A 12,575-nucleotide genomic window follows, 5' to 3' on the forward strand; every position below is an offset into this window, starting at 1 on the left:
AGGAACAGGATCCTCCGCCATGGCCGAACGCTTTCCCATCTATCGCTACGAGACCCAGCCGGAGGGCGAGGCGGCCGAGACGCGCTATTCCTTCGCGCCGATGGAGGGCGTCGGCTATGCCGGCCGGGGCAGCGCCACCAGCGCCGGGGATGCCGACACTCCCTCTACCGAGGCACGTCCCGCCGGCCATCTGGAGGCGCCGGCCGGAACGCGGATCGTCAGCGTCGAGCCGCCCACCCTCGAAGTGCCGGGCCAGGGCCAGGTCGACGTCTCCGCCATCATCGGGGTGACGGAGGGTGAGGTGTCGGCGGCGGGACGGCTGGTGCGCTGGCATCCGGGCTGAACTGGACAAGCCGGAGCGGGCGGGCCACATGCGCCCGCCATGCTTCCCTTGCGGACCGATGATTTCGACTATGCGCTGCCGGAGGCCCTGATCGCCCAGGCCCCGGCCCGTCCGCGCGACTCCGCCCGGCTGCTCGTGGTGCGACCGGATGGGCTGGATGACCGGGGCGTGCGCGACCTGCCCGCGCTGCTGGCCCCGGGCGACCTACTGGTGGTGAACGACACGCGGGTGATCCCGGCCAGACTGCACGGACTGCGCGGCGCGGCGCGGGTGGAGATCATGCTGAACCGGGCGGAGGGCGGCGGGCTGTGGCACGCGCTGATCCGCAACGCCCGCCGGCTGCGCCCGGGCGACGAGGTGCGGATCGAGGGCGCGGAGGAGTGCACCGCGCGCGTCGTCTCCCGCGACGGCGGCAGCGCCATGCTGGATTTCGGCCCCGACCAGGCGGCGCTGGCCACCGCGCTGGAACGCGCCGGGGAAGTGCCCCTGCCGCCCTATATCCAGCGCGAGGGTGCGCCCGGACCGCAGGATGCGGCAGACTACCAGACCATCTTCTCCCGCCACCCCGGCGCGGTGGCCGCGCCGACGGCCAGCCTGCATTTCACCGACGATCTGCTGGCAGCCCTCGATGCGCGCGGCGTCCGGCGCGCCACGGTGACGCTGCATGTCGGCGCCGGCACCTTCCTGCCGGTGCGGGAGGATGATCCCCGCGCCCATCACATCCACCAGGAATGGTGCGAGGTGCCGGAGGCCACAGCCGCCGCCATCAACGCCGCCCGGGCGGAGGGCCGCCGCGTGGTCGCCATCGGCACCACGGCGCTGCGAACCCTGGAAAGCGCGGCGGCGGTAGATGGCACGGTGGCGCCCTTCCGGGGCCTCACCGGCATCTACATCCTGCCCGGCCACCGCTTCCGCGCCGTGGATGCGCTGCTGACCAACTTTCATTTACCGAAATCGACGCTGCTGATGCTGGTTTCCGCCTTCGCTGGCACGCGCCGGATGCGCGCGGCCTATGCGCATGCGATCCGCGAAGAGTATCGCTTCTTCTCCTATGGCGACGGCAGCCTGCTGTTCCGCTGCGACCAGGATTCTTGCGAGTGACCCTGCATTGGAAGATGGCCGCCCGCGACGGCGCGGCGCGGGCCGGCGTGCTGCACACGGCGCATGGCGAGGTGCCAACGCCGGTCTTCATGCCGGTCGGCACCGCCGGCACGGTGAAGGCGATGACGGCGGATGCGGTGCGTTCCACCGGCGCGCGGATGGTTCTGGGCAATACCTATCACCTGATGCTGCGGCCGGGGGCGGAGCGGGTGGCGCGACTCGGCAGGCTGCATCGGATGATGGACTGGCACGGGCCGATCCTGACGGATTCCGGCGGCTTCCAGGTGATGTCGCTCTCCGGCCTCCGGAAGCTGGACGCAGATGGTGTCACCTTCCAGAGCCATATCGACGGCTCGAAGCACCGCATCACCCCTGAACGCAGCGTCGAGATCCAGCACTTGCTGGGCGCCGACGTGACCATGTGCTTCGACGAATGCACCCCCTTCCCCGCCACCCATGACCAGGCCGCCGAGAGCATGCGCCTGTCCATGCGCTGGGCCGCGCGCTCGCGGCAGGCTTTTGTCGCGCGCGAGGGTTACGGGTTGTTCGGCATCGTCCAGGGCAGTGTCTTCGAGGATCTGCGCCGCGAAAGCGTGGAAGCGCTGACCGCCATCGGCTTCGAGGGCTATGCCATCGGCGGCCTCGCCGTGGGCGAGGGCCAGGCGGAAATGCTGCGCGTGCTGGACTTCACCGCGCCGCTGCTGCCGCAGGACGCCCCGCGCTACCTGATGGGCGTCGGCACGCCGTCCGACCTGATCTGCTCCGTCCGCCGCGGCGTCGACATGTTCGACTGCGTCATCCCCACCCGCTCCGGCCGCACCGGCCGCGCCTATACCAGCCGGGGCGTGCTGAACATGCGGAACGCGAAGCATGCGGAGGACACAAGGCCGCTGGACCCGGATTGCGACTGCCCCGCCTGCCGCAACCATTCCCGCGCCTATCTCCACCACCTGATCAAGGCGGAGGAGATGCTCGGCCCGATGCTGCTGACCTGGCACAATATCCGCTACTACCAGACCCTGATGACCCGGCTGCGAGGCGCCATCCTGGAGGGTCGCTTCGACGCGGAGGCGGCGGCGATAGAGGCCGGCTGGACGGCCGGCGACGGCGGCTAGCTAATCCGGCTTCCACCCCGACAGCTCCCGGTACACCTGCGCCACTGCCGGTGGCAGCGAGGCTGGGATGCCGGGACTGGCCCAGATGACCTGGCGCCCGCCCCGGCTCAGGCCGCAGGTGATATTGCCGGGATTGCCGCGCGGCATCCGGTCGAATCCGGCGGCGTCCAGCAGCCCGGACCAGCGGCGATAGGCCGCCGGATCGGCACCCCTTGGCGTTTCCTGATCCGGTGCGCCGGCCCTGGGCCGCCGCAGGTTGGTCACGCTACCTTCCGCGTCGATCCGCGTCCCGCCACCACCACCCGTGGCGCCGCCAAAACACCAGGCGGTGATCGGTGGCTCCCCCGCCCCGCCGAGCAGCAGGGCCGCCAGCGCCACCATTGCCGTCCGCACCGCCATTCTCGCCCCCGCCCCCTGTCGCTGCTATAGCCCTGGCCCGAACCCCACACCCGATCCGAGGCTAGAGGATTTTGGCGGCGACAGGCGCTCACGGTTCCGCGGCGGCGGCACCTTCCATCTCCACCGATACCAGCGGGCTGACCCTGCTCGGCCGCCCGGCCGGGGCGCCCGACCATCCGGACGCGGCGGTGCTGGAGCGGGTGCCGAACCCGCATCCCGGCACCCGCTACTGCGTGCGCTTCACCGCGCCGGAATTCACCTCGCTGTGTCCCATGACCGGCCAGCCGGACTTCGCGCATCTGGTGATCGACTACATCCCCGGCGACTGGCTGGTGGAGAGCAAGTCGCTGAAGCTGTACCTGACCGCCTTCCGCAACCACGGCGCCTTTCATGAGGCCTGCACCGTGGGCATTGCCAAGCGGCTGATCGCGGAGCTGGCGCCGGAATGGCTGCGGATCGGCGGCTACTGGTACCCGCGCGGCGGCATTCCGATCGACGTCTTCTTCCAATCCGGCGAGGCCCCATCCGGAGTCTGGATTCCGGCGCAGGACGTGCCCGGGTATCGTGGCCGCGGCTGACGACATTCGGGCCGAGGCCTTGCGCCTCCGCTTCGACGCGGTCGGCTTCGCCCGCGCCCATCTGGCGCCCGAGGCCCGGGACCGTCTCGGCCGCTTCCTGGCGGAGGGGCTGCATGGCGACATGGGCTGGATGGAGACGCGCGCCGACCAGCGTGCCCACCCCCAGGCGCTGTGGCCGGAGGCGGTCAGCGTGATCTCGCTCGGCCTGAATTACGGGCCGGAGACGGACCCGATGGAGAGCCTTGCCTGGCGCGATCGCGGCACCATCAGCGTCTATGCCCGCAACCGGGACTACCACGACATCGTCAAGAAGCGGCTGAAGGCGCTCGGCCAGTTCATGGCCCAGCGCTTCAAGCACCAGCCGCTGAAGGTCTTCGTCGATACCGCGCCGGTGATGGAAAAGCCGCTGGCGCAGCAGGCGGGGCTGGGCTGGCAGGGCAAGCACACCAACCTCGTCTCCCGCAGCCACGGCTCCTGGCTGTTCCTGGGCGAGATATTTACGACTCTCGACCTCGAACCGGATGCACCGGAACGGGATCACTGCGGCTCCTGCCGCGCCTGCCTCGACGTGTGTCCCACGAATGCCTTCCCGGCGCCCTACCGGCTGGATGCGCGGCGCTGCATCTCCTACCTCACCATCGAGCACCACGGCCCGATCCCGGAGGAGCTGCGGCCCAAAATGGGAAACCGCATCTATGGCTGCGACGACTGCCTCGCCGTCTGTCCCTGGAACAAATTTGCCCGCAGCCATGCCGAGCCCGGCTTTCTGCCACGCGCGGAGCTGAATGCGCCGCGTCTCGCAGAGCTGGCCGCGCTCGACGATGCGGCATTCCGGCAAAAATTCAGCGGCAGCCCCATCAAGCGCATCGGCCGTGACCGTTTCATCCGCAACGTCCTTGTCGCCATAGGCAATTCGGGCGATGCCAGCTTGCATCCCGTCGCGCAGTCGCTGTGCGAGGATGCGAACGAAACCGTGGCGGATTGCGCCCGCTGGGCCACCGAAAGGCTTGCCGCATGAGGGAAGATGCCGCGCTGGTGCTGTTCAGCGGCGGGCAGGACAGCGCCACCTGCCTCGCCTGGGCGCTGGACCGCTTCGGCCATGTGGAAACGCTGGGCTTCGACTACGGCCAGCGCCACGTCATCGAATTGCAGGTGCGCGAGGCCGTGCGCGGCGCCATGACGGCGCAGACCGAATGGGCGCCGAAACTCGGCGAGGACCATGTGCTGGACCTGCGCGCGCTGGGCGGCATCAGCGACACCTCCCTGACGCGGGAGGTGGCGATCGAGATGGAAACGGGCGGCCTGCCCAATACCTTCGTCCCCGGCCGCAACCTGATTTTTCTCACATTTGCCGCCGCCTTGGCCTATCGGCGCGGCATCAAGAACATCGTCACCGGCGTCTGCGAGACGGATTATTCCGGCTATCCCGATTGCCGCGACGACACCATCAAGGCGCTGCAGGTGGCCATCAACCTCGGCATGGAACGCCGCTTCGTGCTGCACACGCCGCTGATGTGGCGCGACAAGGCGGCGACCTGGCAATTGGCGGAGGCGCTCGGCGGTGCCGCGCTGGTGGAGGCGATCCGCGAATTGACCCATTCCTGCTACCTCGGCGACCGCACGCCGCATGACTGGGGCGCCGGCTGCGGCACCTGCCCCGCCTGCGAGCTGCGCGAAGCCGGCTGGAGAAAGTTTCGATGCAACTGACCCTTCGCCAGCAAGGCTTCGCCTTCCTCGCCAGCTTCGCGCTGTGCATCCCGGCGGCGAACTGGCTGATCGGCAATGTCGGCACTTTCTGCGTGCCGAACGGCCCCTGCCTGATCCCCGTGGCGCCGGGCATCATGGCGCCCTCCGGCGTGCTGATGATCGGCCTCGCCTTGGTGCTGCGGGATATGGTGCAGCGGCGGCTCGGCGTGGGCTGGGCCTTTGGGGCGATCCTGGCCGGCACGGCGCTGTCGGCGCTGCTGGCGCCGCCTTCGCTGGTGCTGGCCTCCGCGGTGGCCTTCCTGATCTCGGAGATGGCGGACCTGGCCGTCTATACGCCCTTGCAGAAGCGCGGGCTGGTGCGGGCGGTGCTGGCCAGCAGCCTGGTGGGGCTGGTGATCGACAGCGCCTTCTTCCTCTGGCTCGCCTTCGGCAATCTGGACCTGCTGCCGGGCCAGGTCCTGGGCAAGTTGTGGATGGTGCTGGCGGCCTTGCCGCTGGTGCATTGGCTGCGGCGGCGCGACACCGCCCAGGGGCTCGCCTGATGAAGATCCTGATCGTCCGCAACAGCGAGACCGCGCCGGAAGGCGCCTTCGGCGACTGGCTGCGCCAGCAGGGCCATGTGCTGGAGGTGGTGCGCGGCGAGGATGTGACGGAGGCCCAGATGCGCGATGCCGAGCTGGTCGTGCTGCTGGGCTCCCCCCGCGCCGTCTACCAGACCGACATCCCCTGGATCGCCGGCCAGCGCCCGATGGTCGCCGCGCGGCTGGCGGCCCAAAGCCCCACCATCGGCATCTGCTTCGGCGCCCAGATGATGGCCGCCGCCGCAGGTGGCGAGGTCACCCGCAATCCGGAGGGCGTGTTCTTCCGCGGCTGGCGCGGCATCGACGACACGGCCGAGCCGGCGCTGGAAGGCCCCTGGCCGCGCTGGCATGGCGACGTCATCACCCCGCCGCCGGGCGCCGAGGTGATCGCCCGCGATGCCGGCACCGTGCAGGCCTTCCGGCTGCCGAAGGCCATCGCCGTGCAATTCCACCCGGAGGCGACGCCGGAGCTGTTGCAGGACTGGGCGCGCCTGTCGCCCCCCGGCGCCGCCGACCCGGCCGCCCTGGCCGAGGACAGCGACCGCCTCTTCCCGGCCCGGACCGAAGCTCGGGAAAAGCTGTTCGCGATGCTGCTGCGGGACGCCGGCGTGTGATCCCGGTGCTGGAGACGGCGCGGCTTCGGCTGCGGCCGCACAGCGTCGAGGATTTCGAAGCGCTGGCCACGATCTGGGCCGATCCGGAGGTCACCCGCCATATCGGCGGGCGTCCCTTTACGCGGGAGGAAAGCTGGGCTCGGATGCTCCGCTATGCCGGGCTGTGGCGGCTGCTCGGCTTTGGCTACTGGGCGGTGGAGGACCGTGCCACGGGGCGCTTCCTCGGCGATGTCGGCTTCGCCGATTTCCAGCGCGCCATGGACCCGCCAGCGCCCCACCTGCCCGAGATCGGCTGGGTACTGGCGCCGGAGGCCCATGGCCGTGGCCTGGCGACGGAGGCCGCGGCCGCCGCGCTGGAATGGCTGGGCCGCGACTGCTTCTGCATCATCGCGCCGGAGCATGCCGCTTCGCTCCGCGTCGCGGCGAAGCTGGGTTTTGGCGAGACCGGGCTGGCGGATTATCGAGACAGCCAGGTGAAGGTGTTAGTGCGAGCGGCATAAGCGGAGATGGCTCTGCTCAGTCCGGCTGAATATTCGCCGCGCGCACCAGCCCGCCCCAGGTCTCGACCTGCCCCTTGAAGAAGGTGCCGAGTTCCGCCGGCGTGGACAGAACCAGCCGCGCCTGCTGGGTCTCCGTCATCACGGTCCGCGCCCGTTCCTCCGACAGCGCCTCACGCAGTGCCGCATTCATGCGGTTCACCTGGTCCGCCGGCGTGCCCTTCGGCGCGAAGACGGCCCACCAGGCCTCCGCCTCCATATTCGGGAAGCCGGCCTCGGCGGCGGTCTGGGTGTCCGCCAGACGGGTCAGGCGCTGCGGGCCGAATTGCAGCAGCGGGCGCAGCGAGCCGCCGGTGATATGGGGCAGCAGCAGGGCGGCGCTGCCGATCATCATCTCCACATGGCCCGCGACAGCGTCGTTCACGGCCAGACCGCCGCTGCGATAGGGCACATGGGTCATGCGCGCGCCAGCGGCCTCCGACACCCGGATCATCGACAGATGGCCGAGCGTGCCATTGCCGGTGGAGCCGTAGGAGACCCCATCCGGTCGCGCGCGCGCCGCGGCAACCACATCGGCGAAGTTGCGGTAGGGCTTGTCCGGCCGCGTCGCGACCGCATAGGGCGAGCCGCCGATCAGCATAACCGGGTCGAGATCGGTCAGCACGTTGAAGGGCGGGTTACGCAGCAAAGCCGGGATGGTGGCATGGCTGTCGAAGGTAAGCAGCCAGGTCTGGCCATCCGGCCGTGCCTTGGCGACGATATCGGCGCCGATGGACCCGGCGGCGCCGGAGCGGTTCTCCACCACCACGGTGGCACCAAGCCGCTGCTGGAGCCCGGCGGAGGCCAGCCGCGCCACCGCATCGGTGGAGCCGCCCGGGCCGAAGGGCACGACGATGCGAATGGTGCTGGTCTGGGCGCGAAGCAGGCCGGGCGCGGCGAGCAGGCCAGCCATGGCCCCGAGCCCCGCGCGGCGGGTGATCTGGTTCATTATCGGTTCCTCCCCACGGCGGCCTGCATTGGGCCGCCGTCATCCAAAAAAGCCCGCCGGCACCGTCAGGTGCCGTGCGTGCTGGTCTCGAACAATTCCTCCACCCGAACCGCCTCGGCGGTCAAGCCATCGGCCTTGGCATAGCGGCACATGGCCTCGATCTCCGGCCGGTTGCGGCCGAAGCCATAGGGCCAGGGATCGCCGCCCATCATATCGATCTGGGCGGTCGCCGCCGCCGCGATCCAGGGCAGCGAGACACGCAGCACATTGACCAGTGACAGGTCCGCCACGGCATGCGCCTTGGCCGCGGCGAAGGCCTCGAACAGCGCCAGCGGCAGGTTCGGGCGGGCTTCCACCAGGTCGCGGCGGATCGCCATGCAATGCATGATCGGGAAGAAACCGCTGGCGCGCCAATAGGCCTCCTCCTCCGTCCGGCTGTCCGGGAACAGCCGCGCCACGGGCGCGCTGCCATCCAGGAAGCAGGCGGGCGGTCGGGGGCCGATGAAGGCATCGATCCGGCCATCGGCCAGCATCGCCTCCAGCGTCTCGCCTTCCGGGATCACCTCCATGTCGATCTCGGGCGGCAGCGACAGCGGCGTGCGCTCGCCGGCCGAGCGCCAGGACATGGAGGTGACCGGCACGCCATAGTAGGTCCGCAGCATGCCGCGCACCCACATCGCCGCGGTCTGCTGATACTCCGGCACGCCGACCACACGCCCCGCAAGATCCTTCGGCCCTGCAATGCCGCGATCGGTGCGGATATAGATGGCCGAGTGGCGGAAGGCGCGGGAGGGGAAGACCGGCACGCCGATATAGCGGCTGTCGCCTCGCGCGACGGACAGGATATGGCTGGCCATCGACAATTCGGTGATGTCGTAGCGGGCTTCCCGCATGGCGATGCGGAACAGCTCCTCCGGCTCCCCGGCCGTGGTGGAGACCTCGAAGCCGTCGATCTTGATGCGGCCATCCAGGATCGGCTGGGTGCGGTCGCTGCGGGTGCAGGCCAGGGTCAGGATGGGCATCAGTTCTCCAGGGATTTCGAAAGATTCTCCGGCGTGAACGGCCAGTGGCGGACCCGCACGGACAGGGCATCGGCGATGGCATTGGCGATGGCGCCGATTACCGGCCCCATGCTGCATTCGCCCGCGCCAAGCGGCGGCGCCTCCGGCCGCGGGATGATCGCCGCCTGGATGCGCGGGACCTCCGAAAAGCGCAACACCGGATAGGCCTCCCAACTGTCGGAAGTGATCGTGCGGGCGTCGTGGCGCACCGCTTCCATCAGGCACATCGAGGTCGCCTGGATGGCGCCGCCCTCGATCTGGTTCAGCGTACCATCGGGGTTGATGACCTCCCCCACATCGCTGGCGAGCCACAGCCGGCGGCAGAAGACCCGCTCGGCCGCCTCGATCTCCGCAACCGCCGCGCACCAGGCGCCGCTGCCCTTGTAGCGGGCGACGGCGAGGCCGTAGCCGAACCCCTCCCGCTTCGCGCGGCCTTCCCAGCCGGCCATCTCGGCCGCGCGGGTCAGCACGTCCCGCGCCCGGGCGTCGTCCAGGTGGCGCAGGCGGTAGGCCAGCGGGTCGGCGCCCGCCGCCTCGGCCAGTTCGTCCATCACCGATTCGATGGCCCAGACATTCGCCAACGCGCCCAGCCCGCGCAGGGCGCTGCTGCGGATCGGCATGTCGGACAGATGCGTCATGCCGATGTTCATTGCCGGAACGCGGTAGCCCGGAATGGCATTGCGCTGCGCCCCACCACCGCCGGCCAAGGGCGGGTTGATGGCATTGGGCACGGCGAAGGGCTCGGCGAGCATGGAGGCGGCGAGCAGCGTCGGCAGCTTGCCGCGCCCGGGCCGGCCGGAATGGCCGTTGGAGGTGACCTGCTGCGACCAGCGCAGCAGGCCGCCCTCGGCATCGGCCTCCGCCTCCACCCGCACCAGCATGGCCGGGGAGGCCGGCCCCCAGCCCAGCTCCTCCGCCCGCGTCCACAGCACGCGCACGGGGCGGCCGGGATGGGCGCGGGCCAGCAGCGCGGCTTCCAGCGCCACGTCGTCGGCGCCGTTATGGCCGTAGCATCCGGCGCCCTCGACATGCTGGATGTGGAAGACCTCGGCCGGCAGGCCCATGGCCTTCACGAGGTCGGCGCAGAGATTGGTGATGCCCTGGCTGTGGGTCCAGATCCGCATCATGCCGGCATCCCATTGCGCCAGGGCGCAGCAGGTTCCGATGGACCCATGGGTGATGAAGGGTCGGAACAAGCGCGCCGCAACGCGATGGGTCGCGGGCGGCGTTTCCGCGGCGCGGTCCAGCACGACGCTGTGCTCGCCGGGCGCCTGTTCCAGCCAGGCCTCCACCGCTGCATCCTCCGGCAGCGTATCCGTGGCGTGCCATTCGGCGCGGCTGGCGACGCGCAGCGCCGCGGCTTCCGCATGGTGTTCCTGCGGCGCCAGCACGGCGAGGAAGCTGCCGTCGCGATGCAGCGTGGCGCCGCCGGGCAGCGGGCCGTCGCGCAGCGCCGCCAGCCTCGCGCCGCGCGCCACCGGCCGCACCACCCGCGCATGCCACATCCCCGGCAGCCGCAGGTCCTGGATGAAGCGCGGCGCGCCAAAGACCTTTTCGGGCAGGTCGAGACGGGGCGCGGAGGTTCCAGCGATGCGGCGCTCGGCGGCAGGCTTGGGCGTGACGCCCGGCGTCGCCTCCACCGCCAGCAGATCGGCGCCGGCGAGCGACCAGTAGCTGCCCAGAACCCGGCCATCGGGGGCGAGGAATTCGCCATCCCGCACCACGATATCGTCCCGCGACACGCCGCTGCGCTGGGCGATGACACCAACAAAAATGCCGCGCGCCTCGGCGCAGGCATGGCGGATGGCCATGCCGGATTCCTGCACCGACAGGCTGCCGCTGGTCACCGCCTCATCCGGGCTGCCGGGGGTGGAGGCCGCCTGCATACGGATGCGCGGCAGCGCCACGTCCAGCTCCTCCGCCGCGATCTGGGCCAGCGCCGTCAGGATACCCTGCCCGAGCTCCACCTTGCCCGGCGTGACCACCACCTGGCCCCCCGGCAGCAGCAGCAGCCATTGGTCGAGGCGGCGGTTCACATGCAGGCTGCCGGGCAGTTTCGGTCGCCCATCTGCCATGGGACCATGGAAGGCGAGATTCATGGCGCCATCTCCGCCGCCGCCTGAAGGATCGCGGCGACGATGCGGTTGTGGCTGCCGCAGCGGCACAGATGCGGGTCCAGCGCCGCGCGCACCGCCGCCTCATCCGGCCGCGGCGTCTCCCGCAGCAATGCCACCGCGCGGATCTGGATGCCGGACAGGCAATAGCCGCATTGTCCCGCCTGCATGTCCAGCAACGCGCGCTGCACCGGATGTGGCGCCGCCGCCGAGCCAAGCCCTTCTACCGTGGTCACGCGCCGCCCGGCGACGCTGCCCACCGGCAGGGTGCAGGCATAGCTCGGCTGGTCATCGACCAGCACAAGGCAGGCGCCGCATTGTTCCGCACCGCAGCCGAAGCGCGTGCCGGACAGGCCAAGAGGCCCGCGCAGCGCGGCGAGCAGCGGGGCCTCGCCCTCGATCGGCGCGGCCACCGCGACGCCATTCAGGTTGAAGGCGATGCTGCCCGGCGGGGCCTCTGCCACACGGCGCGTGCTGGCCATCAGGTGGGCGTCATCTTCGCCATGCGGATGAATTCCGCCTGCCGCGTGATGTCAGCCCGCAGATAACGGTCGAAGGCCTCGATGCTCATCGCCATCGGCTGCGCGCCGAGCCGCGCCTGCGCCGCCGCCGTCTCCGGCAAAGCGAGGATGCGACCGACCTCCGTATTGATGCGCTGACGCAGTTCCAGCGGCGTCGCCGCCGGCGCCATGAAGCCGAGCCAGATGGAGGCCTCATAGCCGGGCAGCGCCTCCGCCACCGCGGGCAGTTCCGGCATCAGCGGGCTGCGCTGCGGGCCGGTGGTGGCGAAGCCGCGCACGCGGCCGCCCTCGATCTGCGGGCGCATCGTGGGGATGGCGTCGAACATGATCGGCACGGTGCCGGAAATCACCGCCGTGCGCGCCTCATTCGATCCGCGGAAGGGCACATGCGTCGCCGTCGCGCCCGCCATGGCCAGGAAGACCTCGCCGGCCACGTGATAGGGCGTGCCGGGGCCGGAGGAGGCGTAGTCGTACTTCCCCGGATTGGCCCGCAGCAGCGCGATCAGTTCCTGGAGATTGGTCGCCGGGACGGAGGGATGCACCGCGAGCACGTGATGGGCGATGTTGATCGCGGCCACCGGCGCCAGGTCGCGCATCAGCACATAGGGGCGGTTCGGCAGCAGCGTCTCGTTCGCCGTATGGGTGTTCGACATCAGCAGCAGCGTGTGACCGTCCGGCGCGGACTTGGCGACATTGTCGGTGCCGATGGTCGCACCGGCGCCCGGGCGGTTCTCCACCACGAAGGGCTGGCCGAAGGCCTGCGACAGCGGCTCCGCCAGGAAGCGCGCCGCGACATCGGCCGACCCCCCCAGGCCGAAGGGCACCACGATGCGCACCGGCCGCGAGGGCCAGGTCGCCTGCGCGCGCAATACGCCCGGCGCCGCCAGGGCGCCGATGGCCCCGCCCAGAATCAGCCTGCGTCCGACCATGTGCTTGTTCCTCCCATGCAATCGATT

At 70.4% G+C, this 12,575-nt stretch carries 15 protein-coding genes; 9 read left to right on the forward strand and 6 right to left on the reverse strand.

The window, feature by feature from the left end:
• The first annotated feature begins 19 nt into the window (after nt 1-19).
• The 3 genes from JJQ90_RS01350 to tgt are packed head-to-tail and all read left to right on the forward strand — an operon-like array spanning nt 20 to nt 2,559.
• Nucleotides 20-343, forward strand: a complete 324-nt coding sequence (locus tag JJQ90_RS01350; RefSeq protein WP_216872673.1) for a hypothetical protein — start codon at nt 20-22, stop codon at nt 341-343.
• Nucleotides 344-382: 39 nt separating this feature from the next.
• Nucleotides 383-1,444 carry a tRNA preQ1(34) S-adenosylmethionine ribosyltransferase-isomerase QueA gene (gene queA, locus JJQ90_RS01355; protein WP_216872674.1) on the forward strand — a complete coding sequence of 354 codons (1,062 nt, stop codon included), beginning with the start codon at nt 383-385 and terminating at the stop codon, nt 1,442-1,444.
• A 14-nt stretch (nt 1,445-1,458) separates the two neighbouring features.
• A complete protein-coding gene (gene tgt / locus JJQ90_RS01360; RefSeq protein ID WP_216873718.1) occupies nt 1,459-2,559 on the forward strand; it encodes a tRNA guanosine(34) transglycosylase Tgt in 1,101 nt (366 codons plus the stop codon).
• On the opposite strand, the gene JJQ90_RS01365 is transcribed toward tgt, so the two are convergent.
• Nucleotides 2,560-2,958 (reverse strand): hypothetical protein, encoded by a 399-nt coding sequence (locus JJQ90_RS01365; RefSeq protein ID WP_216872675.1) that lies wholly within the window; start codon nt 2,956-2,958, stop codon nt 2,560-2,562.
• Between the two features lie 71 nt (nt 2,959-3,029).
• Between JJQ90_RS01365 and queF the strand changes: the two genes are divergently transcribed.
• From queF to JJQ90_RS01395, 6 genes are read left to right on the forward strand one after another with little or no spacing between them, the layout of a single operon-like run.
• Nucleotides 3,030-3,536, forward strand: a complete 507-nt coding sequence (gene queF, locus JJQ90_RS01370; protein WP_377097434.1) for a preQ(1) synthase — start codon at nt 3,030-3,032, stop codon at nt 3,534-3,536.
• Complete coding sequence (gene queG / locus JJQ90_RS01375) at nt 3,523-4,554, forward strand: tRNA epoxyqueuosine(34) reductase QueG (RefSeq protein WP_216872676.1); 1,032 nt, start codon at nt 3,523-3,525, stop codon at nt 4,552-4,554. Before queF ends, queG begins: the two co-directional genes overlap by 14 nt.
• Nucleotides 4,551-5,243 (forward strand): 7-cyano-7-deazaguanine synthase QueC, encoded by a 693-nt coding sequence (queC, locus tag JJQ90_RS01380; RefSeq protein WP_216872677.1) that lies wholly within the window; start codon nt 4,551-4,553, stop codon nt 5,241-5,243. Before queG ends, queC begins: the two co-directional genes overlap by 4 nt.
• Nucleotides 5,234-5,785, forward strand: coding sequence for a VUT family protein (locus JJQ90_RS01385; protein ID WP_216872678.1), 552 nt, complete (start codon nt 5,234-5,236; stop codon nt 5,783-5,785). The genes queC and JJQ90_RS01385 overlap by 10 nt, the downstream gene beginning before the upstream one ends.
• The gene (locus JJQ90_RS01390; RefSeq protein ID WP_216872679.1) at nt 5,785-6,438 is read left to right on the forward strand and encodes a type 1 glutamine amidotransferase; all 654 of its coding nucleotides are present in this window, start codon (nt 5,785-5,787) and stop codon (nt 6,436-6,438) included. Before JJQ90_RS01385 ends, JJQ90_RS01390 begins: the two co-directional genes overlap by 1 nt.
• A complete protein-coding gene (locus JJQ90_RS01395; RefSeq protein ID WP_216872680.1) occupies nt 6,435-6,938 on the forward strand; it encodes a GNAT family N-acetyltransferase in 504 nt (167 codons plus the stop codon). The genes JJQ90_RS01390 and JJQ90_RS01395 overlap by 4 nt, the downstream gene beginning before the upstream one ends.
• A 16-nt stretch (nt 6,939-6,954) precedes the next feature.
• Here the strand turns inward: JJQ90_RS01395 and JJQ90_RS01400 are convergent, their stop codons facing one another.
• From JJQ90_RS01400 to JJQ90_RS01420, 5 genes are all read right to left on the reverse strand, one after another.
• A complete protein-coding gene (locus tag JJQ90_RS01400; RefSeq protein WP_216872681.1) occupies nt 6,955-7,923 on the reverse strand; it encodes a Bug family tripartite tricarboxylate transporter substrate binding protein in 969 nt (322 codons plus the stop codon).
• Between the two features lie 65 nt (nt 7,924-7,988).
• Entirely contained in the window at nt 7,989-8,945 is a 957-nt protein-coding gene (locus tag JJQ90_RS01405; RefSeq protein ID WP_216872682.1) for a substrate-binding domain-containing protein, read from the reverse strand.
• On the reverse strand, nt 8,945-11,083 hold the full coding sequence (locus tag JJQ90_RS01410) for a molybdopterin cofactor-binding domain-containing protein (RefSeq protein ID WP_216872683.1): 2,139 nt from the start codon (nt 11,081-11,083) through the stop codon (nt 8,945-8,947). The genes JJQ90_RS01405 and JJQ90_RS01410 overlap by 1 nt, the downstream gene beginning before the upstream one ends.
• Nucleotides 11,080-11,580, reverse strand: coding sequence for a (2Fe-2S)-binding protein (locus tag JJQ90_RS01415; RefSeq protein ID WP_216872684.1), 501 nt, complete (start codon nt 11,578-11,580; stop codon nt 11,080-11,082). The genes JJQ90_RS01410 and JJQ90_RS01415 overlap by 4 nt, the downstream gene beginning before the upstream one ends.
• Nucleotides 11,580-12,548: a Bug family tripartite tricarboxylate transporter substrate binding protein gene (locus JJQ90_RS01420; RefSeq protein WP_216872685.1), complete on the reverse strand. Its 969-nt coding sequence runs from the start codon at nt 12,546-12,548 to the stop codon at nt 11,580-11,582. The genes JJQ90_RS01415 and JJQ90_RS01420 overlap by 1 nt, the downstream gene beginning before the upstream one ends.
• Between the last annotated feature and the right edge of the window lie 27 nt (nt 12,549-12,575).

It is taken from the genome of Falsiroseomonas oleicola (assembly GCF_019029495.1).
Taxonomy (GTDB): Bacteria; Pseudomonadota; Alphaproteobacteria; order Acetobacterales; family Acetobacteraceae; genus Falsiroseomonas; species Falsiroseomonas oleicola.

Coding starts and splice junctions, on each gene's coding strand:
- JJQ90_RS01405 (WP_216872682.1), bottom strand. CDS start 8,945: ATGCCCATCCTGACCCTGGCCTGCACCCGCAGCGACCGCACCCAGCCG.
- JJQ90_RS01420 (WP_216872685.1), bottom strand. CDS start 12,548: ATGGTCGGACGCAGGCTGATTCTGGGCGGGGCCATCGGCGCCCTGGCG.
- tgt (WP_216873718.1), top strand. CDS start 1,459: ATGGCCGCCCGCGACGGCGCGGCGCGGGCCGGCGTGCTGCACACGGCG.
- JJQ90_RS01365 (WP_216872675.1), bottom strand. CDS start 2,958: ATGGCGGTGCGGACGGCAATGGTGGCGCTGGCGGCCCTGCTGCTCGGC.
- JJQ90_RS01415 (WP_216872684.1), bottom strand. CDS start 11,580: ATGGCCAGCACGCGCCGTGTGGCAGAGGCCCCGCCGGGCAGCATCGCC.
- JJQ90_RS01410 (WP_216872683.1), bottom strand. CDS start 11,083: ATGAATCTCGCCTTCCATGGTCCCATGGCAGATGGGCGACCGAAACTG.
- queA (WP_216872674.1), top strand. CDS start 383: ATGCTTCCCTTGCGGACCGATGATTTCGACTATGCGCTGCCGGAGGCC.
- JJQ90_RS01385 (WP_216872678.1), top strand. CDS start 5,234: ATGCAACTGACCCTTCGCCAGCAAGGCTTCGCCTTCCTCGCCAGCTTC.
- JJQ90_RS01350 (WP_216872673.1), top strand. CDS start 20: ATGGCCGAACGCTTTCCCATCTATCGCTACGAGACCCAGCCGGAGGGC.
- JJQ90_RS01390 (WP_216872679.1), top strand. CDS start 5,785: ATGAAGATCCTGATCGTCCGCAACAGCGAGACCGCGCCGGAAGGCGCC.
- queC (WP_216872677.1), top strand. CDS start 4,551: ATGAGGGAAGATGCCGCGCTGGTGCTGTTCAGCGGCGGGCAGGACAGC.
- JJQ90_RS01400 (WP_216872681.1), bottom strand. CDS start 7,923: ATGAACCAGATCACCCGCCGCGCGGGGCTCGGGGCCATGGCTGGCCTG.